The sequence below is a fragment of the Frigoribacterium sp. PhB160 genome (assembly GCF_003751785.1).
Taxonomy (GTDB): domain Bacteria; phylum Actinomycetota; class Actinomycetes; order Actinomycetales; family Microbacteriaceae; genus Frigoribacterium.
Genome location: NZ_RKIE01000001.1, coordinates 1,651,329 through 1,668,516, shown reverse-complemented (window position 1 = coordinate 1,668,516; position 17,188 = coordinate 1,651,329). Strand labels below are relative to the sequence as shown.

At 71.3% G+C, this 17,188-nt stretch carries 17 protein-coding genes; 8 read left to right on the top strand and 9 right to left on the bottom strand.

Features of this window, described 5'->3' with window-relative positions; genetic code table 11:
* Window positions 1–31: 31 nt before the first annotated feature.
* Both EDF38_RS07920 and EDF38_RS07915 read right to left on the bottom strand, forming a co-directional pair.
* Complete coding sequence (locus EDF38_RS07920; RefSeq protein ID WP_123354734.1) at window positions 32–847, bottom strand: c-type cytochrome; 816 nt, start codon at window positions 845–847, stop codon at window positions 32–34.
* Between the two features lie 21 nt (window positions 848–868).
* Complete coding sequence (locus EDF38_RS07915; RefSeq protein WP_199734608.1) at window positions 869–1,513, bottom strand: heme-copper oxidase subunit III; 645 nt, start codon at window positions 1,511–1,513, stop codon at window positions 869–871.
* A 106-nt stretch (window positions 1,514–1,619) separates the two neighbouring features.
* On the opposite strand from EDF38_RS07915, the gene trpD reads away from it, so the two are divergent.
* Window positions 1,620–2,684: an anthranilate phosphoribosyltransferase gene (gene trpD, locus EDF38_RS07910; protein ID WP_123354732.1), complete on the top strand. Its 1,065-nt coding sequence runs from the start codon at window positions 1,620–1,622 to the stop codon at window positions 2,682–2,684.
* 120 nt (window positions 2,685–2,804) lie between these two features.
* Here the strand turns inward: trpD and glpK are convergent, their stop codons facing one another.
* Together glpK and EDF38_RS07900 are read right to left on the bottom strand one after the other, a co-directional pair.
* Window positions 2,805–4,322, bottom strand: coding sequence for a glycerol kinase GlpK (gene glpK / locus EDF38_RS07905; RefSeq protein ID WP_123354731.1), 1,518 nt, complete (start codon window positions 4,320–4,322; stop codon window positions 2,805–2,807).
* A gap of 148 nt (window positions 4,323–4,470) precedes the next feature.
* Window positions 4,471–5,199: an MIP/aquaporin family protein gene (locus tag EDF38_RS07900; protein WP_255409843.1), complete on the bottom strand. Its 729-nt coding sequence runs from the start codon at window positions 5,197–5,199 to the stop codon at window positions 4,471–4,473.
* A 202-nt stretch (window positions 5,200–5,401) separates the two neighbouring features.
* Between EDF38_RS07900 and dhaK the strand changes: the two genes are divergently transcribed.
* The 3 genes from dhaK to dhaM are packed head-to-tail and all read left to right on the top strand — an operon-like array spanning window position 5,402 to window position 7,777.
* Window positions 5,402–6,403, top strand: coding sequence for a dihydroxyacetone kinase subunit DhaK (gene dhaK / locus EDF38_RS07895; RefSeq protein WP_123354729.1), 1,002 nt, complete (start codon window positions 5,402–5,404; stop codon window positions 6,401–6,403).
* Between the two features lie 52 nt (window positions 6,404–6,455).
* Window positions 6,456–7,094, top strand: coding sequence for a dihydroxyacetone kinase subunit DhaL (gene dhaL, locus EDF38_RS07890; RefSeq protein ID WP_123354728.1), 639 nt, complete (start codon window positions 6,456–6,458; stop codon window positions 7,092–7,094).
* 2 nt (window positions 7,095–7,096) lie between these two features.
* Window positions 7,097–7,777 (top strand): dihydroxyacetone kinase phosphoryl donor subunit DhaM, encoded by a 681-nt coding sequence (gene dhaM, locus EDF38_RS07885; protein WP_123354727.1) that lies wholly within the window; start codon window positions 7,097–7,099, stop codon window positions 7,775–7,777.
* Between the two features lie 4 nt (window positions 7,778–7,781).
* On the opposite strand, the gene folE is transcribed toward dhaM, so the two are convergent.
* From folE to EDF38_RS07870, 3 genes are all read right to left on the bottom strand, one after another.
* Window positions 7,782–8,393, bottom strand: a complete 612-nt coding sequence (folE, locus tag EDF38_RS07880; protein ID WP_123354726.1) for a GTP cyclohydrolase I — start codon at window positions 8,391–8,393, stop codon at window positions 7,782–7,784.
* A 146-nt stretch (window positions 8,394–8,539) separates the two neighbouring features.
* Window positions 8,540–9,010, bottom strand: a complete 471-nt coding sequence (locus EDF38_RS07875) for an NUDIX hydrolase (RefSeq protein WP_233572298.1) — start codon at window positions 9,008–9,010, stop codon at window positions 8,540–8,542.
* Window positions 9,011–9,024: 14 nt separating this feature from the next.
* Window positions 9,025–9,792 (bottom strand): SDR family oxidoreductase, encoded by a 768-nt coding sequence (locus EDF38_RS07870; RefSeq protein ID WP_123354725.1) that lies wholly within the window; start codon window positions 9,790–9,792, stop codon window positions 9,025–9,027.
* A gap of 148 nt (window positions 9,793–9,940) precedes the next feature.
* Here EDF38_RS07870 and EDF38_RS07865 point away from each other — a divergent pair, with 148 nt between their 5' ends.
* The 4 genes from EDF38_RS07865 to EDF38_RS07850 all read left to right on the top strand — a co-directional run bounded on the left by EDF38_RS07865 (window position 9,941) and on the right by EDF38_RS07850 (window position 12,817).
* Window positions 9,941–10,411, top strand: a complete 471-nt coding sequence (locus EDF38_RS07865) for an NfeD family protein (protein ID WP_123354724.1) — start codon at window positions 9,941–9,943, stop codon at window positions 10,409–10,411.
* Window positions 10,412–10,422: 11 nt separating this feature from the next.
* Window positions 10,423–11,574 (top strand): SPFH domain-containing protein, encoded by a 1,152-nt coding sequence (locus EDF38_RS07860; RefSeq protein WP_123354723.1) that lies wholly within the window; start codon window positions 10,423–10,425, stop codon window positions 11,572–11,574.
* 2 nt (window positions 11,575–11,576) lie between these two features.
* On the top strand, window positions 11,577–12,365 hold the full coding sequence (locus EDF38_RS07855; RefSeq protein WP_233572297.1) for a glycerophosphodiester phosphodiesterase family protein: 789 nt from the start codon (window positions 11,577–11,579) through the stop codon (window positions 12,363–12,365).
* Between the two features lie 86 nt (window positions 12,366–12,451).
* Window positions 12,452–12,817 carry an RNA polymerase-binding protein RbpA gene (locus tag EDF38_RS07850; protein WP_123354722.1) on the top strand — a complete coding sequence of 122 codons (366 nt, stop codon included), beginning with the start codon at window positions 12,452–12,454 and terminating at the stop codon, window positions 12,815–12,817.
* Window positions 12,818–12,896: 79 nt separating this feature from the next.
* On the opposite strand, the gene lnt is transcribed toward EDF38_RS07850, so the two are convergent.
* Both lnt and EDF38_RS07840 read right to left on the bottom strand, forming a co-directional pair.
* Window positions 12,897–14,567, bottom strand: a complete 1,671-nt coding sequence (gene lnt / locus EDF38_RS07845) for an apolipoprotein N-acyltransferase (protein WP_123354721.1) — start codon at window positions 14,565–14,567, stop codon at window positions 12,897–12,899.
* A 107-nt stretch (window positions 14,568–14,674) separates the two neighbouring features.
* Window positions 14,675–17,188, bottom strand: a complete 2,514-nt coding sequence (locus EDF38_RS07840; protein WP_123354720.1) for an RNA helicase — start codon at window positions 17,186–17,188, stop codon at window positions 14,675–14,677.

Sequence of the window (17,188 nt, the reverse complement as noted above, 5' to 3'; positions counted from 1 at the left end):
CTGCCTTTCAGTGAAGTACGGGGAGACGCGGTCAGTTGGATCGGGCCGTGAGCCAGATGGTCACGGCGACGATCGCGCCGAGCCCGAAGATCCAGATGAACAGACCCTCGGCGACCGGACCGAGGCTGCCGAGCTCGAACCCGCCCGGGGACGGGTTCTTCTCCAGGTACTTGAGGTACGTGATGATGTCCGCTTTGTCCTGCGGGGAGAGGTTCATGTCGTTGAAGACCGGCATGTTCTGCGGGCCGGTGAGCATGGCCTCGTAGATGTGGGCCGAGGTGACGCCGTCGAGGGCGGGAGCGTACTTGCCCGCCGTCAGCGCGCCTCCGGCACCGGCGACGTTGTGGCACATGGCGCAGTTGATGCGGAACAGCTCGGCGCCGTTGGTGGTGTCGCCGTCGGCCTGGAGGTACTCCTCCTCCGGGATGGCGGGCCCGGGGGCCAGCGACGCGATGTAGGCCGCCATGTCGGCGATCTGGTCATCGGTGAACTGGGCGGGCTTCTCCTCCGCCTGCGGTCCGTTGACGGCCATGGGCATGCGGCCCGTGCCGACCTGGAAGTCGACGGCGGCCGAGCCGACGCCGATCAGGCTCGGGCCGTCACCGGTGCCGTCGGCGGAGAGGCCGTGGCAGGTGGCGCAGTTCGAGGCGAAGAGCTTCTGGCCCTCGTCGATGCTCTGCTGCGAGGCGGCGGCGGTGGTGCTGGCCTCGTCGGCCGTGGCCGTCGAGGAGAAGAGCGCGTAGGCGCCACCGGTCGTCAGGAGGCCGACGAGGAGGAGGGACGCGGTCGCGAGGGGCCCGCGGCGTCCCGTCTTCTTGCGGCTGCTGGTCGAGGTCTTGGAGAACATGCTGTGCGAACTTTCCGATGCCTATTTGAGGACGTAGACGACCATGAAGAGGCCGATCCACACCACGTCGACGAAGTGCCAGTAGTACGAGACGACGATGGCGGTCGTCGCCTCCTTGTGACCGAAGTTCTTGGCCGCGAACGCACGACCGATGGTCAGGAGGAAGGCGATGAGCCCGCCGATGACGTGAGCACCGTGGAAGCCGGTGGTCATGTAGAAGGCCGAGCCGTAGGCGCTCGAACTGAGCGTGACGTGCTCGGAGATGAGGTGCGCGTACTCGAAGACCTGCAGGCAGATGAAGGCGGCGCCCATGGAGTAGGTGAGGAAGAACCACTCGACCATGCCCCACGAGCCGACCTGGAAGAGCTTGCCCGTGCGTCGGGCCTGCATGCGCTCGGCGGCGAAGACGCCGAACTGGCAGGTGACCGACGACAGCACGAGCATGATCGTGTTCGTCAGGGCGAACGGGACGTCGAGCTTCGACGTCTCGGCGGCCCAGAGCCCGGGGGAGGTGCTCCGCAGCGTGAAGTAGATCGCGAAGAGGCCGGCGAAGAACATGACCTCGCTGCCGAGCCACACGATGGTGCCCACGGCCACTGTGCTCGGTCGGTTGACGACCGGTCCGCTGGAAGGTCTCGAGAGAGAGGTACTTGTCACGCGGTCCATTATGCCTGGTAAGTCGCCCTGGGTTTGCGCAGGAAACCCCGCGCAGGGAATTTCTGTTGACGACGAGCTATCCGTGGTGCATGCTTCCCGCCAGTAGCCTGTCCGCATGACCGACGCGCTCTCCTGGCCCCTGCTCATCGACTCGCTGCTGGCCCGCCGAGACCTCTCGATCTCCGAGGCGACGTGGGCCATGGAGCGCGTGATGGTGGGGGAGGCGACCCCGGCCCAGCTCGCGGCGTTCCTCGTGGCGTTGAGGGCCAAGGGCGAGACCGTCGACGAGATCGTGGGCTTCCGCGACGCCGTCCTCGCGCACGCCGTCGCCCTGCCCGTCGACTCCATGGCGGTCGACATCGTCGGCACCGGGGGAGACCGCTTCGGCACCGTCAACGTGTCGACGATGGCCTCCGTCGTCGTCGCCTCGACCGGGGTGCCGGTGATCAAGCACGGCAACCGGGCCGCGAGCTCCGCCTCGGGCTCGAGCGACGTCCTGGCCGCCCTGGGCGTCGACCTCACCCTCGGCGCTGACCGGGTCGCCGAGGTGCTGGGGGAGGCGGGCCTCACCTTCGCCTACGCCGCCGCCTTCCACCCGGGGTTCGGCAACGCCGCCGCGGTGCGCCGCGAGATCGGCGTGCCCACGGTCTTCAACTTCCTCGGCCCGCTCGTCAACCCCGCCCGGCCCGAGGCCAGCGCCGTCGGCGTCGCCCAGCTCGACAAGGTGCCCCTCATCGTGGGCGTGTTCCAGACCCGGGGCGCCACGGCCCTCGTCTTCCGGGGCGACGACGGCCTGGACGAGCTCACGACGACCGGACACAGCCACATCTGGGAGGTGACGGCGGGCTCCGTCACGGAGCACGACCTCGACCCCCTCGACCTGGGCATCGCGCGCGCCCGCATCGACGACCTCGTCGGCGGCGACGCCGAGCACAACGCCGCGATCGCGCGCCGGGTCCTCGCCGGCGAGACCGGTCCCGTCCGCGACATCGTCCTGCTCAACGCGGCGGCCGGCCTCGTCTCGTACCGGTTGGCGGCCGACCAGTCCGAGCGCGATCGTCCGATCGTGGCGCGGTTCCGCGAGCAGCTGCTCGTGGCGGCGCGGGCGATCGACTCGGGGGACGCGATCGCCAAGCTCGACGCGTGGGTCGCCGCCACGCGGTCGAGGGCGACCGCCTGAGGGCCGGGGCGCACCGCGGGAGGCGCACCGCGCCTCCTCGGGGCCGCTCGCCCCGCCGGGAGCCCGGGGACGACGGAAGGGCCCGTTCCGAGGAACGGGCCCTTCGTGTGTCGCCTGGCGTCAGTTGACGTCCTCGTCGACCCAGTCGAAGGTCTTCGTGACGGCCTTCTTCCAGAGGCGGAGGGTGCGGTCGCGCTCGTCGGCCTCGATGTTCGGCGTCCAGCGCTTGTCTTCCTGCCAGTTGGCGCGGAGGTCGTCGAGGGTCTCCCAGAAGCCGACGGCGAGACCGGCGGCGTAGGCCGCGCCGAGCGCGGTGGTCTCGGCGACGACGGGGCGCACCACGGGCACGTTCAGGATGTCGGCCTGGAACTGCATGAGCGCGTCGTTGGCGGTCATGCCGCCGTCGACCTTGAGCTCGGTCAGGTCGACGCCCGAGTCGGCGTTGACCGCGTCGAGCACCTCGCGGGTCTGGAACGCGGTCGCCTCGAGGGCGGCGCGCGCGATGTGGCCCTTGTTGACGTAGCGGGTCAGGCCGACCAGTGCACCGCGGGCGTCCGAGCGCCAGTACGGGGCGAAGAGGCCCGAGAACGCCGGCACGAAGTAGACGCCGCCGTTGTCCTCGACGCTCTTGGCGAGCTGCTCGACCTCGGGGGCCGAGCCGATCATGCCGAGGTTGTCGCGCAGCCACTGGATGAGCGAGCCGGTGACCGCGATCGAGCCCTCGAGGGCGTAGTGCGGGGCCGCGTCGCCGAGCTTGTAGCCGAGCGTGGTGAGGAGGCCGTTCTTCGAGTGGACGATCTCCTCTCCCGTGTTGAAGATGAGGAAGTTGCCGGTGCCGTAGGTGTTCTTCGACTCGCCCTGGTCGAAGGCCGCCTGGCCGAAGGTCGCGGCCTGCTGGTCGCCGAGGATGCCGGCGATCGGCACCTCACGGAGGAGGCTGGACGCCTCGACCGTGCCGTAGACCTCGGAGGAGCTCTTGATCTCGGGCAGCATCGAGCGGGGCACGTCGAAGGCCTCGAGGATGTCGTCGCGCCACTGGAGCGTCTCGAGGTCCATGAACAGGGTGCGCGAGGCGTTGGTGACGTCGGTCACGTGCACGCCGCCGTCGGTGCCGCCGGTGAGGTTCCAGAGGACCCACGTGTCGGTGGTGCCGAAGAGCAGGTCGCCGGCCTCGGCCTTCTCGCGCGCCCCCTCGACGTTCTCGAGGATCCAGACGACCTTCGTGCCGGAGAAGTACGTGGCGAGCGGCAGGCCCACGACGGGCTTGAAGCGCTCGACGCCGCCGTCCGCCGCGAGGCGGTCGACGATCGACTGGGTCCGCGTGTCCTGCCAGACGATCGCGTTGTAGACGGCCTTGCCGGTCGTCTTGTCCCACACGACGGCGGTCTCGCGCTGGTTGGTGATGCCGACGGCCTTGATGTTGTGACGCGTGATGTCGGCACGCGAGAGCGCCTGGCCGATGACCTCGCGGGTGTTCTCCCAGATCTCGGCGGGGTCGTGCTCGACCCAGCCGGCCCGGGGGAAGATCTGCTCGTGCTCTTTCTGGCCCGTGGCCACGATCGAGCCGGAGTGGTCGAAGATGATCGCCCGGGTGCTGGTCGTGCCCTGGTCGATCGCGAGGATGTAGTCGTCGCTCACTGGTGGTGCTCCTTCGTCGTTGATGGTGCGGATCGGGTGCCCGGGCGCGGACGGCGGGCACGGTGGTGCCGTCGCCGTCCGCGCCGGGTCGGTTCGGCAGGTGGTGCGGGTGCGGCGCGTCGGCCGCGGATGGTGCCGGGGCGTCGGGCTAGGCCGCGACGACGATCGGCAGCAGCGGGAACGACAGCAGCGCCGCGAGGACGCCGCCGATCAGCGGGCCGACGACGGGGACCCACGCGTAGCCCCAGTCGTTCGAGCCCTTGCCCTTGATGGGCAGGATGGCGTGGGCGATGCGCGGGCCGAGGTCACGGGCCGGGTTGATGGCGTAGCCGGTGGGCCCGCCGAGCGACGTGCCGATGACGATCACGATGAAGGCGACCGGGATGGCGCCGAGGGCGGCCGGGGTCTGGCCGTTGGTGAAGGCGATGATGCTGAAGACCAGCACGAAGGTGCCGATGATCTCCGTGACGAGGTTCCAGCCGTAGCTGCGGATCGCCGGGCCGGTCGAGAACACGCCCAGCTTGGCGGCGGGGTCGGGCTCCTCGTCGAAGTGCTGCTTGTAGGCCAGCCACACGATGACGGCACCGATGATCGCTCCGATCATCTGCGCCGCGACGTAGACGAGGAACGCGACGAAGTCGATGTTGCCGAGGATCAGCTGCGCGATGCTCACGGCCGGGTTGAGGTGCGCCCCGGAGGAGTACGAGACGGTCACGCCGGCGAAGACCGCGAGGCCCCAGCCGATGTTCACCATGAGGGTGCCGCCGTTGAATCCCTTCGACTTCGTCAGGGACACGTTGGCGACGACACCGCCACCGAGGATGATGAGCATCGCTGTGCCCACCACTTCCGAAAGAAAAATCAATCCCAGGTTCACGTCGACCTTCCTTGTCGTCCGGCGGGGTGCGACTGTGCACCTCCGCGGTGAGCGTGTGTCAACACCATAGACCTGGAAAGTCACCCGATGGATAGCAAAATCACCAGCGATGCACATATGTGCAGACGGGGTGTCGAGGGGTAGCTTTGCGGCATAGTGGTGCGTTTCCACGACAGGGGTCATCCCTACGAGAGGAACTTCGATGAAGAAGCTCATCAACGATCCGAAGGACGTCGTCACGGAGGCCGTCGCCGGCCTCGGCATGGCGCATCCCGACCTGCTGACCGTCTCGCTCGATCCCGTGTTCGTGAGGCGCGCCTCCGCCAAGGGGCAGGGCAAGGTCGCGATCGTCAGCGGCGGGGGCAGCGGGCACGAGCCCCTGCACGCCGGCTTCGTGGGCCCGGGCATGCTCGACGCCGCCGTCCCGGGCCCCGTCTTCACGTCGCCGACCCCCGACCCGGTGCTCGCCGCGACGCAGGCCGTCGACGGGGGAGCGGGCGTCCTCTACATCGTGAAGAACTACACGGGCGACGTGCTCAACTTCGAGACCGCCGCCGACCTCGCCGAGGCGGAGGGCATCACCGTCGCGACCGTCGTGGTCGACGACGACGTGGCCGTCAAGGACTCCCTCTACACGGCCGGTCGACGCGGGGTGGCCGGCACGGTCGTGGTGGAGAAGACCGCCGGCGCGGCCGCCGAGCGCGGCGACTCGCTGGAGCAGGTCGCGGAGGTCGCGCGCCGGACGAACGCGGCGACGCGCACGATGGGCGTCGCGCTCACCGCCGGCGTCGTGCCCCACGCCGGCGAGCCCAGCTTCACGCTGGCCGACGACGAGATCGAGATCGGCATCGGCATCCACGGCGAGCCCGGGCGCGAGCGCGTGCCGCTCGAGCCGGTCGACCGCATCGTCGACCGCCTGCTCGGAGCCGTCCTCGACGACCTCGGGGCCACCGCGGGCGACCGCGTGCTCCTCTTCGTCAACGGGATGGGCGGCACGCCCCTGGTCGAGCTCTACATCGCCTTCCGCCGGGCCGCCGAGGTGCTCGCGGAGGCCGGGATCGAGGTGAGCCGCAGCCTCGTGGGCGACTACGTCACCTCCCTCGAGATGCAGGGCATGTCGATCACCGTCACCCGGCTCGACGACGAGCTCGCCGAGCTGTGGGACGCGCCCGTCGAGACCGCGGCCCTCCGGCACGGGCGATGACGCGCCTCCCCGCTGCCGACACCGACACCACGACCACCGAGGAGGACCACCGATGACACTCGACGCCCACTGGACCCGTGCCTTCATCGAGCGCACGGCCGACGTCGTCACGGAGTCGCGGGCCGCGCTCGTCGAGCTCGACCGCGAGATCGGCGACGGCGACCACGGCGAGAACCTGGAGCGCGGCTTCTCGGCCGTGCGCGCCAAGCTCGCGACCCAGCCCGACGACGCCACGCCCGGCGCCCTGCTCAAGATGGTCGCGACGACGCTGATCTCGACCGTGGGAGGCGCGTCCGGCCCGCTCCTCGGCACCGCCTTCCTCAAGGGAGCGGGTGCCCTCGGCGACGCGTCCGTCCTCGACGCCGACGCCGTGGTCGCCTTCCTCTCCGCGGCGCGGGACGGCGTCGTGCTGCGCGGCAAGGCCGAGGTCGGTGACAAGACGATGATCGACGCCTGGTCGCCGGCCGTCGAGGCGGCGTCCGAGGCCGCGGCCGGGGGAGCGACCCCGGCGACCGTCCTGCGGGCCGCGTCCGACGCCGCCGCCGCGGGGGCCGCCTCGACCGAGCCGCTCGTGGCGCGGAAGGGCCGGGCCAGCTACCTCGGAGAGCGAGCCGTCGGGCATCGTGATCCCGGTGCGCAGTCGTCGTCGCTCATCATCCAGGCCGCCGCCGACACCGCCGAGGAGGCCTGATCATGGCTCCCGTCGGGATCGTCGTCGTCTCCCACAGCTCCGCCATCGCCGAGGGCGTCGTCGAGCTCGCGCGCCAGATGGCGCCGTCCACGACGCTCGTCGCCGCCGGCGGCACCGACGAGGGAGGCCTGGGCACGAGCTTCGCCAAGGTCACCGACGCCCTCGCCGCGGCCGACTCCGGCGACGGGGTCGTCGTGCTCTGCGACCTCGGCAGCGCGATCCTCACCGCCGAGACGGCCGTCGACTTCCTCGACGACGACGACGCGGCACGGGTCGTGATCGCCGACGCCCCGATCGTCGAGGGCTCGGTCGCGGCGTCCGTGGCCGCCGAGACGGGCGGGTCGCTCGAGGACGTCGCCTCGGCCGCCAGGTCGGCGACCGGTGTCGCCGACACGCACGCCGACGAGCGACCGCTGCGCGGCGGTGACGTGGTCGAGCGCTCGGCCGTGCTCGTCAACGACTCCGGCCTGCACGCCCGGCCGGCGGCCGATCTCGTCACGCACGCCTCGACCTTCCAGGCCGACGTGACCGTCAACGGGGTCGACGCGAAGAGCCTGCTCCGCATCATGGGGCTCGCGCTCGGCAAGGGCGCGACCGTGTCGGTCATGGCGACCGGTCCGGACGCCGCCGCGGCGGTCGACGACCTCGTGGAGCTGATCGAGGGCGGGTTCGGGGAGGCCTGAGCGGCTACCGGCGGGGGAGCGGCGGCCGGGGCTCGCGAGGCGCGCCGATCAAGGCCAGGGCCTCGGCCCGCGCCGCGGTGTCGCCCAGCACGCCCCGGCTCGCCACGGTCACGGTCGAGCTGCGGACTTGTCGGGGGCCTCGGGTGGTCACGCAGCCGTGGACGGCCTCGAGCACGACCAGCACGCCTGCGGGCGCGGCACCCGCGTCCAGCGCGTCGGCCAGCTCTTCGCCGAGGCGTTCCTGCAGCTGGGGCCGGGCCGCGACGGCGTCGACGACCCGGGGGACCGCCCCGAGCCCGAGCAGGCGTTCGCCCGGCACGTAGGCGACGTGCGCCACGCCGAGGAACGGCAGCAGGTGGTGCTCGCAGACGGAGCGGAACTCGACGTCGCGCACGATGACGAGCTCGCCGAGGCGTCCCGGCTCGGCCGGGACGGCGGCCGCCCGGACGAGAGCCGACGCGTCGACGCCCACGCCGGCGAAGAACTCGGCGTACGCCTCGGCCACGCGCCGAGGCGTCGAGGCGAGCCCGGCACGACCCGGGTCGTCGCCGATCGCGGCGAGGATCTCGAGCACGGCGGCCTCGATGCGAGGCCGGTCGACGGGGCTGCTGGTCATCCGTCCAGTCTGACAGCCGCACCCCGCGTGAGCGAGCGCCGGAGAGCCGACGGGGAAGGGGCCGAGATCACTGAGCTGACATAATGTGCATTATCGGACATCATCCACATCTTCGAGAGGGGTGCCGAGAGGGGTCGGCGAGACCGTCAGGGCGCGGCGTGGCCACCGGGCTGCAGGACCGACCTCAGCAGCTCGACCAGGGCCTCCGGCTCGACCGGGTCGCTGGTGCTCGCGAGCTCGTCGAGCGTGAACCAGCGCGACTCGAGGATGTCGGTGCGCTCGTCGTCGGTCCAGCCGTCGTCGACGACCTCGAAGTGCGGCAGCCGCACCACGAAGAACTCGGCGTGGCCGTGCGTGTGGTCGGCGGCGTCCCAAGGCACCTCGAAGTCGTCGACGTGCACGACCGGGCCCACGTCGTCGACCACCTGGCCGGTCTCCTCGCGCAGCTCGCGGACGGCGGCCGTCGGGTGGTCCTCGCCGGGGTCGACTCCCCCTCCGGGCGTGATCCAGCGGGCCGAGCCGCTCGTGTCGGGCGCCTTGGTCATCATCAGCAACAGCCGGTCCTCCTCGTCGAGCACGAGGAGGCGCGAGGTCGGCCGGACGATCCGCTCGGTCACGAGGCGCCTGCGTCTCAGGCCAGCGGGGCGAAGTCGCTGGTGTCGCCGACGTACCGCGTGCGGTCGGCGGGCACCGGGTCGACGACGGCCGAGGCGACCTCGGCCGCGAACTCGGCGACGTTGTAGAGCTTGCCGGCGCTCTCCTTGCGCGACGAGATCGCGCCGGGGTTCGAGCGCTCGAGCAGCGTCGCGGTGATCGTGCCCTCGATCATGTCGCCCGAGACCACGACGAACTCGACGCCCGCGGCCTCGAGCTGCGGGATCATCTCGCGGAGGGCGTCCTCGCCGGCGCGCTTGCTCAGCGCGACCGGCAGGTACTCCGGCATCGTCTCGGTCGTGCGGATGAAGTGGGCCTGGTGGCTCGTGACGAAGACGACGCGGGAGCCGGGCGCCATGAGCGGCAGCGCCGCGGTGAGGAGCGAGACCTGGGCGTCGCGGTTGAGCTGCAGGGCGTAGTCCTCGGCCATGCCGCTCTCCATGCCTCCCGAGGCGTTCATGACGAGCACGTCGAGTCCGCCCCACTCCCCCTCGACCACGGAGAACATCGCGGCGAGGCTGCCGGCGTCGGTGAGGTCGGCGCCCACGGCGATCGCCTCGCCGCCCGCGGCCTCGATCTTCGCGACGAGCTGCTGCGCGCGCTTCTCCTTGTTGCGGTAGTTGACGACCACCTTGGCGCCCGCCCCGGCGAGGTACTGCACCGTGTCGGCCCCGATGCCGCGTGACGAGCCGGTGACGAGGGCGCGCTTGCCGGTGAGGGATCCTGCGGCGAGGGGGTTGGACACGAGGCGACTCCAGACTGTGGGGATGCGGTTCGGCGCCCTCCGCGGGCACCTGGTCGGCTGAGGACCAGCCCCGAGACTAGCAACCGCCCCGTCGGGCGACGGGCGCGGATGGTAGTTTCCATAACAGGGGGAACGAAGGAGGACCGACGTGGACGTCGTCACCCAGTACGCATGGATCGTGTGGATCGCGCTGATCCTGCTCTTCGTCGTGGTCGAGGTGACCACGCTCGAGTTCACCTTCCTCATGCTCGCGATCGGCAGCGTCGGCGGGCTGCTCGCCGGCCTCTTCGGGGCTCCCTGGTGGTTGCAGGTCGTCGTTGCCGCCGTGCTGGCGGTCTTGCTGCTCTTCACCGTCAGGCCTCCGCTGCTGCGGGCCCTCGGCAAGGGCGGCGACCCGACCCCCAGCAACGTCGAGGCGCTGCTCGGGCTGCGGGGCACTGTCGTCGTGCCCCTCTCGGCCCACGCAGGCCAGGTCAAGCTGTCCAACGGCGACACCTGGACCGCGCGCCTCATCTCCACTCCCCCGACGTCCGTCGGCGAGGGTGCCACGCTCGACACGGGCGCCGCCGTCGTCGTCACCGCCATCGAGGGGTCGACCGCCCTGGTCGTCCCCGCCTGAGAGGAAGTCTCATGGACCAGTCCCTCACCGCCGGCACGATCGCCACCCTCGTGGTCATCGCGATCGTCGTCGTCCTCGTGCTCGTCGTGCTGTTCCGCGCCGTTCGCATCATCCCGCAGGCCTCGGCCGGCGTCGTGGAACGGCTCGGCAAGTACCACAAGACCCTCCTGCCGGGCCTCAACCTCCTCGTGCCGTTCATCGACCGCGTCCGGCCCCTGATCGACATGCGCGAGCAGGTCGTCTCCTTCCCGCCGCAGCCGGTCATCACCGAGGACAACCTCGTCGTCTCGATCGACACGGTCGTCTACTTCCAGGTGACGGACGCACGGGCCGCGACCTACGAGATCGCCAACTACCTCGGCGCCGTCGAGCAGCTGACCACCACCACGCTCCGCAACGTCGTCGGCGGGCTGAACCTGGAGGAGGCGCTGACCAGCCGCGACAACATCAACGGCCAGCTCCGCATCGTCCTCGACGAGGCCACCGGCAAGTGGGGCATCCGCGTCGGACGCGTCGAGCTCAAGGCCATCGACCCGCCCGCCTCCATCCAGGACAGCATGGAGCAGCAGATGCGCGCCGAGCGGAGCCGCCGCGCCGCGATCCTCACCGCCGAGGGCACCAAGCAGTCGCAGATCCTCGAGGCGGAGGGCATGCGCCAGTCGGCGATCCTGCGGGCCGAGGGCGAGGCGAAGGCCCAGGTGCTCCGGGCGCAGGGCGAGGCGGAGGCGATCGACACGGTCTTCAACGCCATCCACCAGGGCGATCCCGACCCCAAGCTGCTGGCCTACCAGTACCTGCAGACCCTGCCGAAGCTGGCCGAGGGGTCGAGCAACAAGCTCTGGATCATCCCGAGCGAGCTCACCGAGGCGCTCTCGGGCATCGGGCAGGGCTTCTTCCAGCCGAAGAACCCGGACGCGCCCGGCTGGACCCCCAAGCCCACGACCAAGGTGTCCGAGATGGACGTCACGCCCGACCTCGCGACCACCGTCGACCTCGGGTCGGAGCCCGACCTGGGCTTCCCGACCGCGACCGGGGCGACGCCCGGCGCCGCCGGGACGCGGGTCGGCACGACCGACGCCATGGGTGAGGACGAGCAGGCCGGGTCGACGACGGACGACCCGCCGGCACCGGGACGCGAGGCGACGCCTCCGACGGCTCCCTGACCGTGGCGGACCGCGCCTCCGGCTGGTTCGGCGGGGCGACGCCCCGCGTCCTCGCGCACCGGGGGCTCGCGGTCGACGCACCCGAGAACACGATGCTCGCGTTCGCGCACGCGATCGCGCTGGGGGTCGAGTACGTCGAGACCGACGTCCACGCCACGCGGGACGACGTCGCCGTGATCAGTCACGACCCCGACCTACGGCGACTCGCGGGACGCGACGAGCGCCTGAGGGACCTCGACCTCGCCGCGGTGAAGGCCGTTCGCCTCGACCACGACCAGGAGCTGCCCACCCTGGCCGAGGCGCTCGACGCCTTCCCCGACACGCGGTTCAACATCGACCTCAAGGTGCCGGAGGCGGTGGTCCCGGCCGTGGAGGCGATCCGGCGCGTCGGCGCCGAGCGGCGCGTGCTGCTCACCTCGTTCGACGGCGGGAGCCGCAGGCGGGCCCTGCGCCTGCTGCCGGGGACGGCGACGTCGGCGTCGCGGTCGGGGGTCGTCGGCATGATGGCCGCGGGGCTCGTGCCGGTGCCGGCCCTGCGACGCCGGCTGCTCCGCCTGGCGCTGCGCGGTTGCGGCGCGGTCCAGGTGCCGGAGGCCTACGGCCGCGTCCGCATCGTCACCGCCGAGCGCGTGGCCGAGCTCACGGCCATCGGCGTCGAGACCCACGTCTGGACCGTGAACGCCCCGCTCGACATGCGTCGGCTGGTCGGTCTCGGCGTTCACGGCATCGTCACCGACCGCGCCGATCTGGCCGTCATCGAGGTCGCGGGCGGCTCTGCCGAACCACTGTGAACCGACTGTGAATGTCTCCCGCGTGAAACATCACGACGTCCCCCGACGTTAGAACGGGAGATTGCAACGCGAGAGGAGACCACACAATGGCAGATCGCAGTTTGCGCGGCATGAGACTCGGCAGTCAGAGTCTGCAGAGCGAAGAGGGAGTGGAGTTCTCACCCCGCAAGAAGGCCGTGTACCAGACGGTCGACGGCCACAGGTTCGAGATGGTGTTCTCCGCGGACGCGGAGATCCCCGACATCTGGCAGTCCCCCAAGAGCGGTCGCGAGGGTCGTCTCCTCACGGCCGACGGGAAGCTCGTCGAGATCGAGGAGGGCGACGTCAAGGTCGCTCGCACGCACTGGGACATGCTGCTCGAGCGTCGCACGCGCGACGAGCTCGAGGAGCTCTTGCAGGAGCGCCTGACGTTCCTGCGCGCACGCCGCGGACAGGAGAAGATCGGGGCCTAGGCCTCGACCTCCCGTCCACCCCACGACCCCGGTCGCCCTCGGCGACCGGGGTCGCTCCCTGTCCGGGCCGGTGATGTCATCAGCGGCCGACGGCGTCGAACTGGCGGGGGTCGTGGAGCTCGTCCTCGAGCCTGACCGGAGCCGACGCCGCCAGGCGCGGCGGCTGCAGCTCGGGCCACGGGGCGGCGTCGAGGCGACGCCGACGACGGGATCGCGCTCCCCCGAGGAAGACGCGGGCCATCACCAGCATCGCGAGGCCGAAGAACGACACGAGCAGCTCGATCGCCCGGCTGTCGACGACCGCGGGGGTCGTGCCGGTGCCGAGCTCGATCGTGTGCACCATCGTGCCCGCCGTGAAGTCGCGCACCCCCGCGACGATGCGACCGTCGGCGTCGATGACCCGACTCGACGCCACCGTCGAGACGTTGACGACGGGTCGTGCCGTCTCGATGGCCCGCAGCCGCGCGATGGCGAGCTGCTGTGCGTTCTCGTCGGTGTCGCCGAAGTCGGCGTTGTTCGTCTGGGCGATGATGACCTGCGCCCCGTCGCGCATCATGTTCGTCACGAGCTGGTCGTCGACGATGTCGAAGCAGATCGAGATGCCGGCCACGAAGTCGCCGACGTCGATGGCCTCGGGCCGGGTGCCGGGCGTGTAGTCGCGCGCGATGAGGTCGATCAGGTCGGGCGCGAACGGGCGCCAGAAGGCACGGTCGGGCACGTACTCCCCGAACGGGATCGGGTGCTTCTTGTCGTACTGGGCCTGCACTCCCCCGTCGGCCCAGAGCAGCGACGAGTTGTGCACGACCTCGCCGTCGTCGCTCTGCGTGATCGCCCCCGACAGGAGCGGGGCGTCGTAGCCGTCGCTGATGGCGTCGAAGACGTAGGCCCCGTAGGCGTCGCGGGTCGGGTCGAGGTCGGTGCCGCCCTCGGGCCAGACGACGAGGTCGAGGTCGATGTCGTTCTCGCGGAGGTAGGTCGGGAGCCCGGTCATCGCCTCCACCTGCGAGCTGAGCAGGTCGCCGCGTTCGCGCTGGTCGAAGTAGCCGGCCGGGCCGTTTCCCTGCACCCCGGCGATGGTCGCCGTGCCGCTCGAGGTGGTGGGCCACGCCGGCACCGCGAGCACGGCCACGACGGCGATCGCCCCGGCGAGGGCGCGGGTGCCGCCTCGGACCGACGCCTGCAGCGCGAGCTGGATCAGGGCCGCGACGAGCGCCACCATGAGGAACGACAGGCCGGAGATGCCCACCCACGCGACGAGCCCGGCGAAGGGGCTCTGCGACTGGCTGAGGGCCATGCGCCCCCAGGCGAAGCCACCGTAGGGCCAGTTGCCGGCGACGAGCTCGCGCAGCGTCCAGAGGCCGCCGACCACGACGGGCAGGAGGACCGTGCGGCCGAGCAGGCCCGGCCAGATGCGCGGCACCCAGCGGTAGGCGAGGGTGATGAGGACGGCTCCCCCGCCGAAGAACAGCGCCTCGAGGGTGGTGAGCGCCGCCCACGGCAGGAGCCCGAGGTACAGCGTCGCCCAGAAGATGTGCACGCCGTAGAACGAGAGGCCGGCGATCAGGCCGACGAGGAACGCGCCTCCGGCCCGTCGCCCGCGGAGCGACACCAGCACGAGCGCGACGCCCACGAACGCGAGGGGCCACACGTCGCCGTCGGGGAAGCCCGCGTCGAGCACGACGCCGGCGGCCGCCGCCACCAGGACGGCCACCCCGAGGGGCAGGCGGAAGTCTGTCGCTCGGGTGGGCATCCCTGGATCTTAGGCGTCCGGCCGATGGCCGAGATGAAGGGACGCCGAGAGGCGCTCACCGGGCGGCGCCGGCACGGGGACGGCCGCCCGGGGCGCCGCGGCGCGGGTCAGACGGCCGAGTAGGCGACGATGCCGCGGCGCACCGCGTCGAGCGCCTGACGAGCCGTCGGTCCGACGGGCAGGTCGGCGACGACCGACAGCTGGTCGAGCAGGTCGATCGTCTGCTTGGTCCAGCGCACGAAGTCGCCCGCGGCGAGCTCCGCGTCCTCCAGGACCGAGTCGAGGCTCGCGCCGCGCGCCCACCGGTGCATGGCCAACGCGAGGCCCGGGGCGGGCGGGGTGCTGCCCGGCAGGCGGTGCTCGTGCTCGAGGTCGTCGAGGTCGGCCCAGAGCTTCTGCGTCTCGTCGAGCGCGTCACGGAAGGCCCCGCGGGGCAGGAAGCGCTCCGACACCTGGCCCTCGTCGCGACGCGGCTCGTAGACCAGGGTCGCGGCCATGGCCGCCATCGAGGGCACGTCGAGCATGTCCCACAGGCGGAGCCGCAGGGACTCGGCCACGAGCAGGTCGCGGTCGCCGTAGATGCGTCGCAGCGTGCGGCCGGCCGGGGCGACGTCGACCTCGGCGGTGCGGTCGAGGCGAGCCGTGCCTCCCGCGGTCGTCGAGGCGGCGGACGAGGAGGCGCGGGGCACCAGGTAGCCCCGGTCGAGCAGGACGTCGGTCACCCGGTCGAAGACCTTCGCGACCGCGCCCGTGCGGCTGCGGATCTGCGCCGACAGCTGGTCGGTCGTCTTCTTGAGCTTGAACCAGCGCTCGGACCATCGTGCGTGCTGCTCGCGCTCGGGGCAGGCGTGGCACGGGTGCTGCCGCATCCGCCGACGGAGCTCGGTGAGGCGGCGCTGGCGCTTCTCGTGCTCGGCCCGCGACTGCGAGTCGGCCCGGGCCGCGCCCTGCTTCTCGAGGTCGCCGAGCTCGCGGCGGATGGTCGTGTACTCGCCGAAGTCGCCGAGGTGGCACTCCATGCTGCGGGCGTAGCCGTCGAGGCTCTCCTGCTGCGTGCGGACCTTGCGGGCCAGGTCGACGACGGCGCGGTCGGCCTGGAACTGGGCGAAGGACGTCTCGAGCACCTCGCGGGTGCGCGACCGGCCGAACTGCTCGATCAGGTTGACGGCCATGTTGTACGTCGGCCGGAAGCTCGAGTTCATCGGGTAGGTGCGGCGGGAGGCGAGGCTCGCGACCGCCTGGGGGTCGAGCCCGGGCTGCCACTGGATGAGCGAGTGGCCCTCGACGTCGATGCCGCGGCGACCGGCGCGGCCGGTGAGCTGGGTGTACTCCCCCGGCGTGATCGGCACGCGGGCCTCGCCGTTGAACTTCTCGAGCTTCTCGAGCACGACGGTGCGCGCGGGCATGTTGATGCCGAGGGCGAGGGTCTCGGTCGCGAAGACGACCTTGACGAGCTTCTTCTGGAAGAGCTCCTCGACGACCTCCTTGAAGGCGGGCAGGAGGCCGGCGTGGTGCGCCGCGACGCCGCGCTCGAGGCCGTCGAGCCACTGCCAGTAGCCGAGCACCGCGAGGTCCTCGTCGCGGAGCGTGCGGCAGCGGGCCTCGACGATCTCGCGGATCTCCCGGCGCTGCTCGGACGTGGTGAGGCGGATGCCCGAGCGGAGCACCTGCTTGACCGCCTGGTCGCAGCCGACCCGGCTGAAGACGAAGAAGATGGCGGGCAGCAGGTTCTGGTCGTCGAGCATCTCGACGATCTTCCAGCGGTCGAGACGGCCCTGGGAGTGCTGGGTGGGCGGCACGACGTGGCCGCGCGGGCCGTGGCCCTGTCCGCCTTCGCGACCTCCGCGGTCGCGCCGGCTGCCGCCTCCCCGCCGGGACAGCGACGTGGCGCGCAGCAGCTCGGGGTTGACGCGGTTCGTCGCGGCCTGGCCGCTCGAGTCGAACAGGTCGAGGAACTTGCCGCCGACGAGCACGTGCTGGTCGAGGGGTACCGGGCGGTCCTCCGACACGATGACGTCGGTGCCGCCGCGGACGGTCTGCAGCCAGTCGCCGAACTCCTCCGCGTTGGACACGGTGGCGCTCAGCGAGATGAGGCGCACGTCGAGCGGGAGGTGGATGATCACTTCTTCCCAGACGGCACCGCGGAAGCGGTCGGCCAGGTAGTGGACCTCGTCCAGCACGACGTAGCGGAGGTCGTCGAGCATGTCGGAGCCCGCGTAGAGCATGTTGCGGAGCACCTCGGTCGTCATGACGACGATGCGGGCGCGGGAGTTGACGTTCGTGTCTCCGGTGAGCAGGCCCACCTCGGAGGCGCCGTACTCGGCCACGAGCTCGTTGAACTTCTGGTTGCTGAGCGCCTTCATCGGCGCCGTGTAGAACACCTTGTCGCGGGGGTGCTGCATCGCGAGGTGGATGGCGAACTCGGCGACGAGGGTCTTGCCTGCCCCGGTGGGGGCCGCCACCAGGACGCTCGAGCCCTCCTCGACCGAGGCGCAGGCCGCCTCCTGGAAGGGGTCGAGGGCGAAGCCCAGCCGGGAGCGGAAGGACTGCAGCTGGGGGCTGCGCACCCGGGTCTTCGAGGCGGCGAAGCGCTCGGCGGGGCTGAGGTCGTTCGTGGTCAT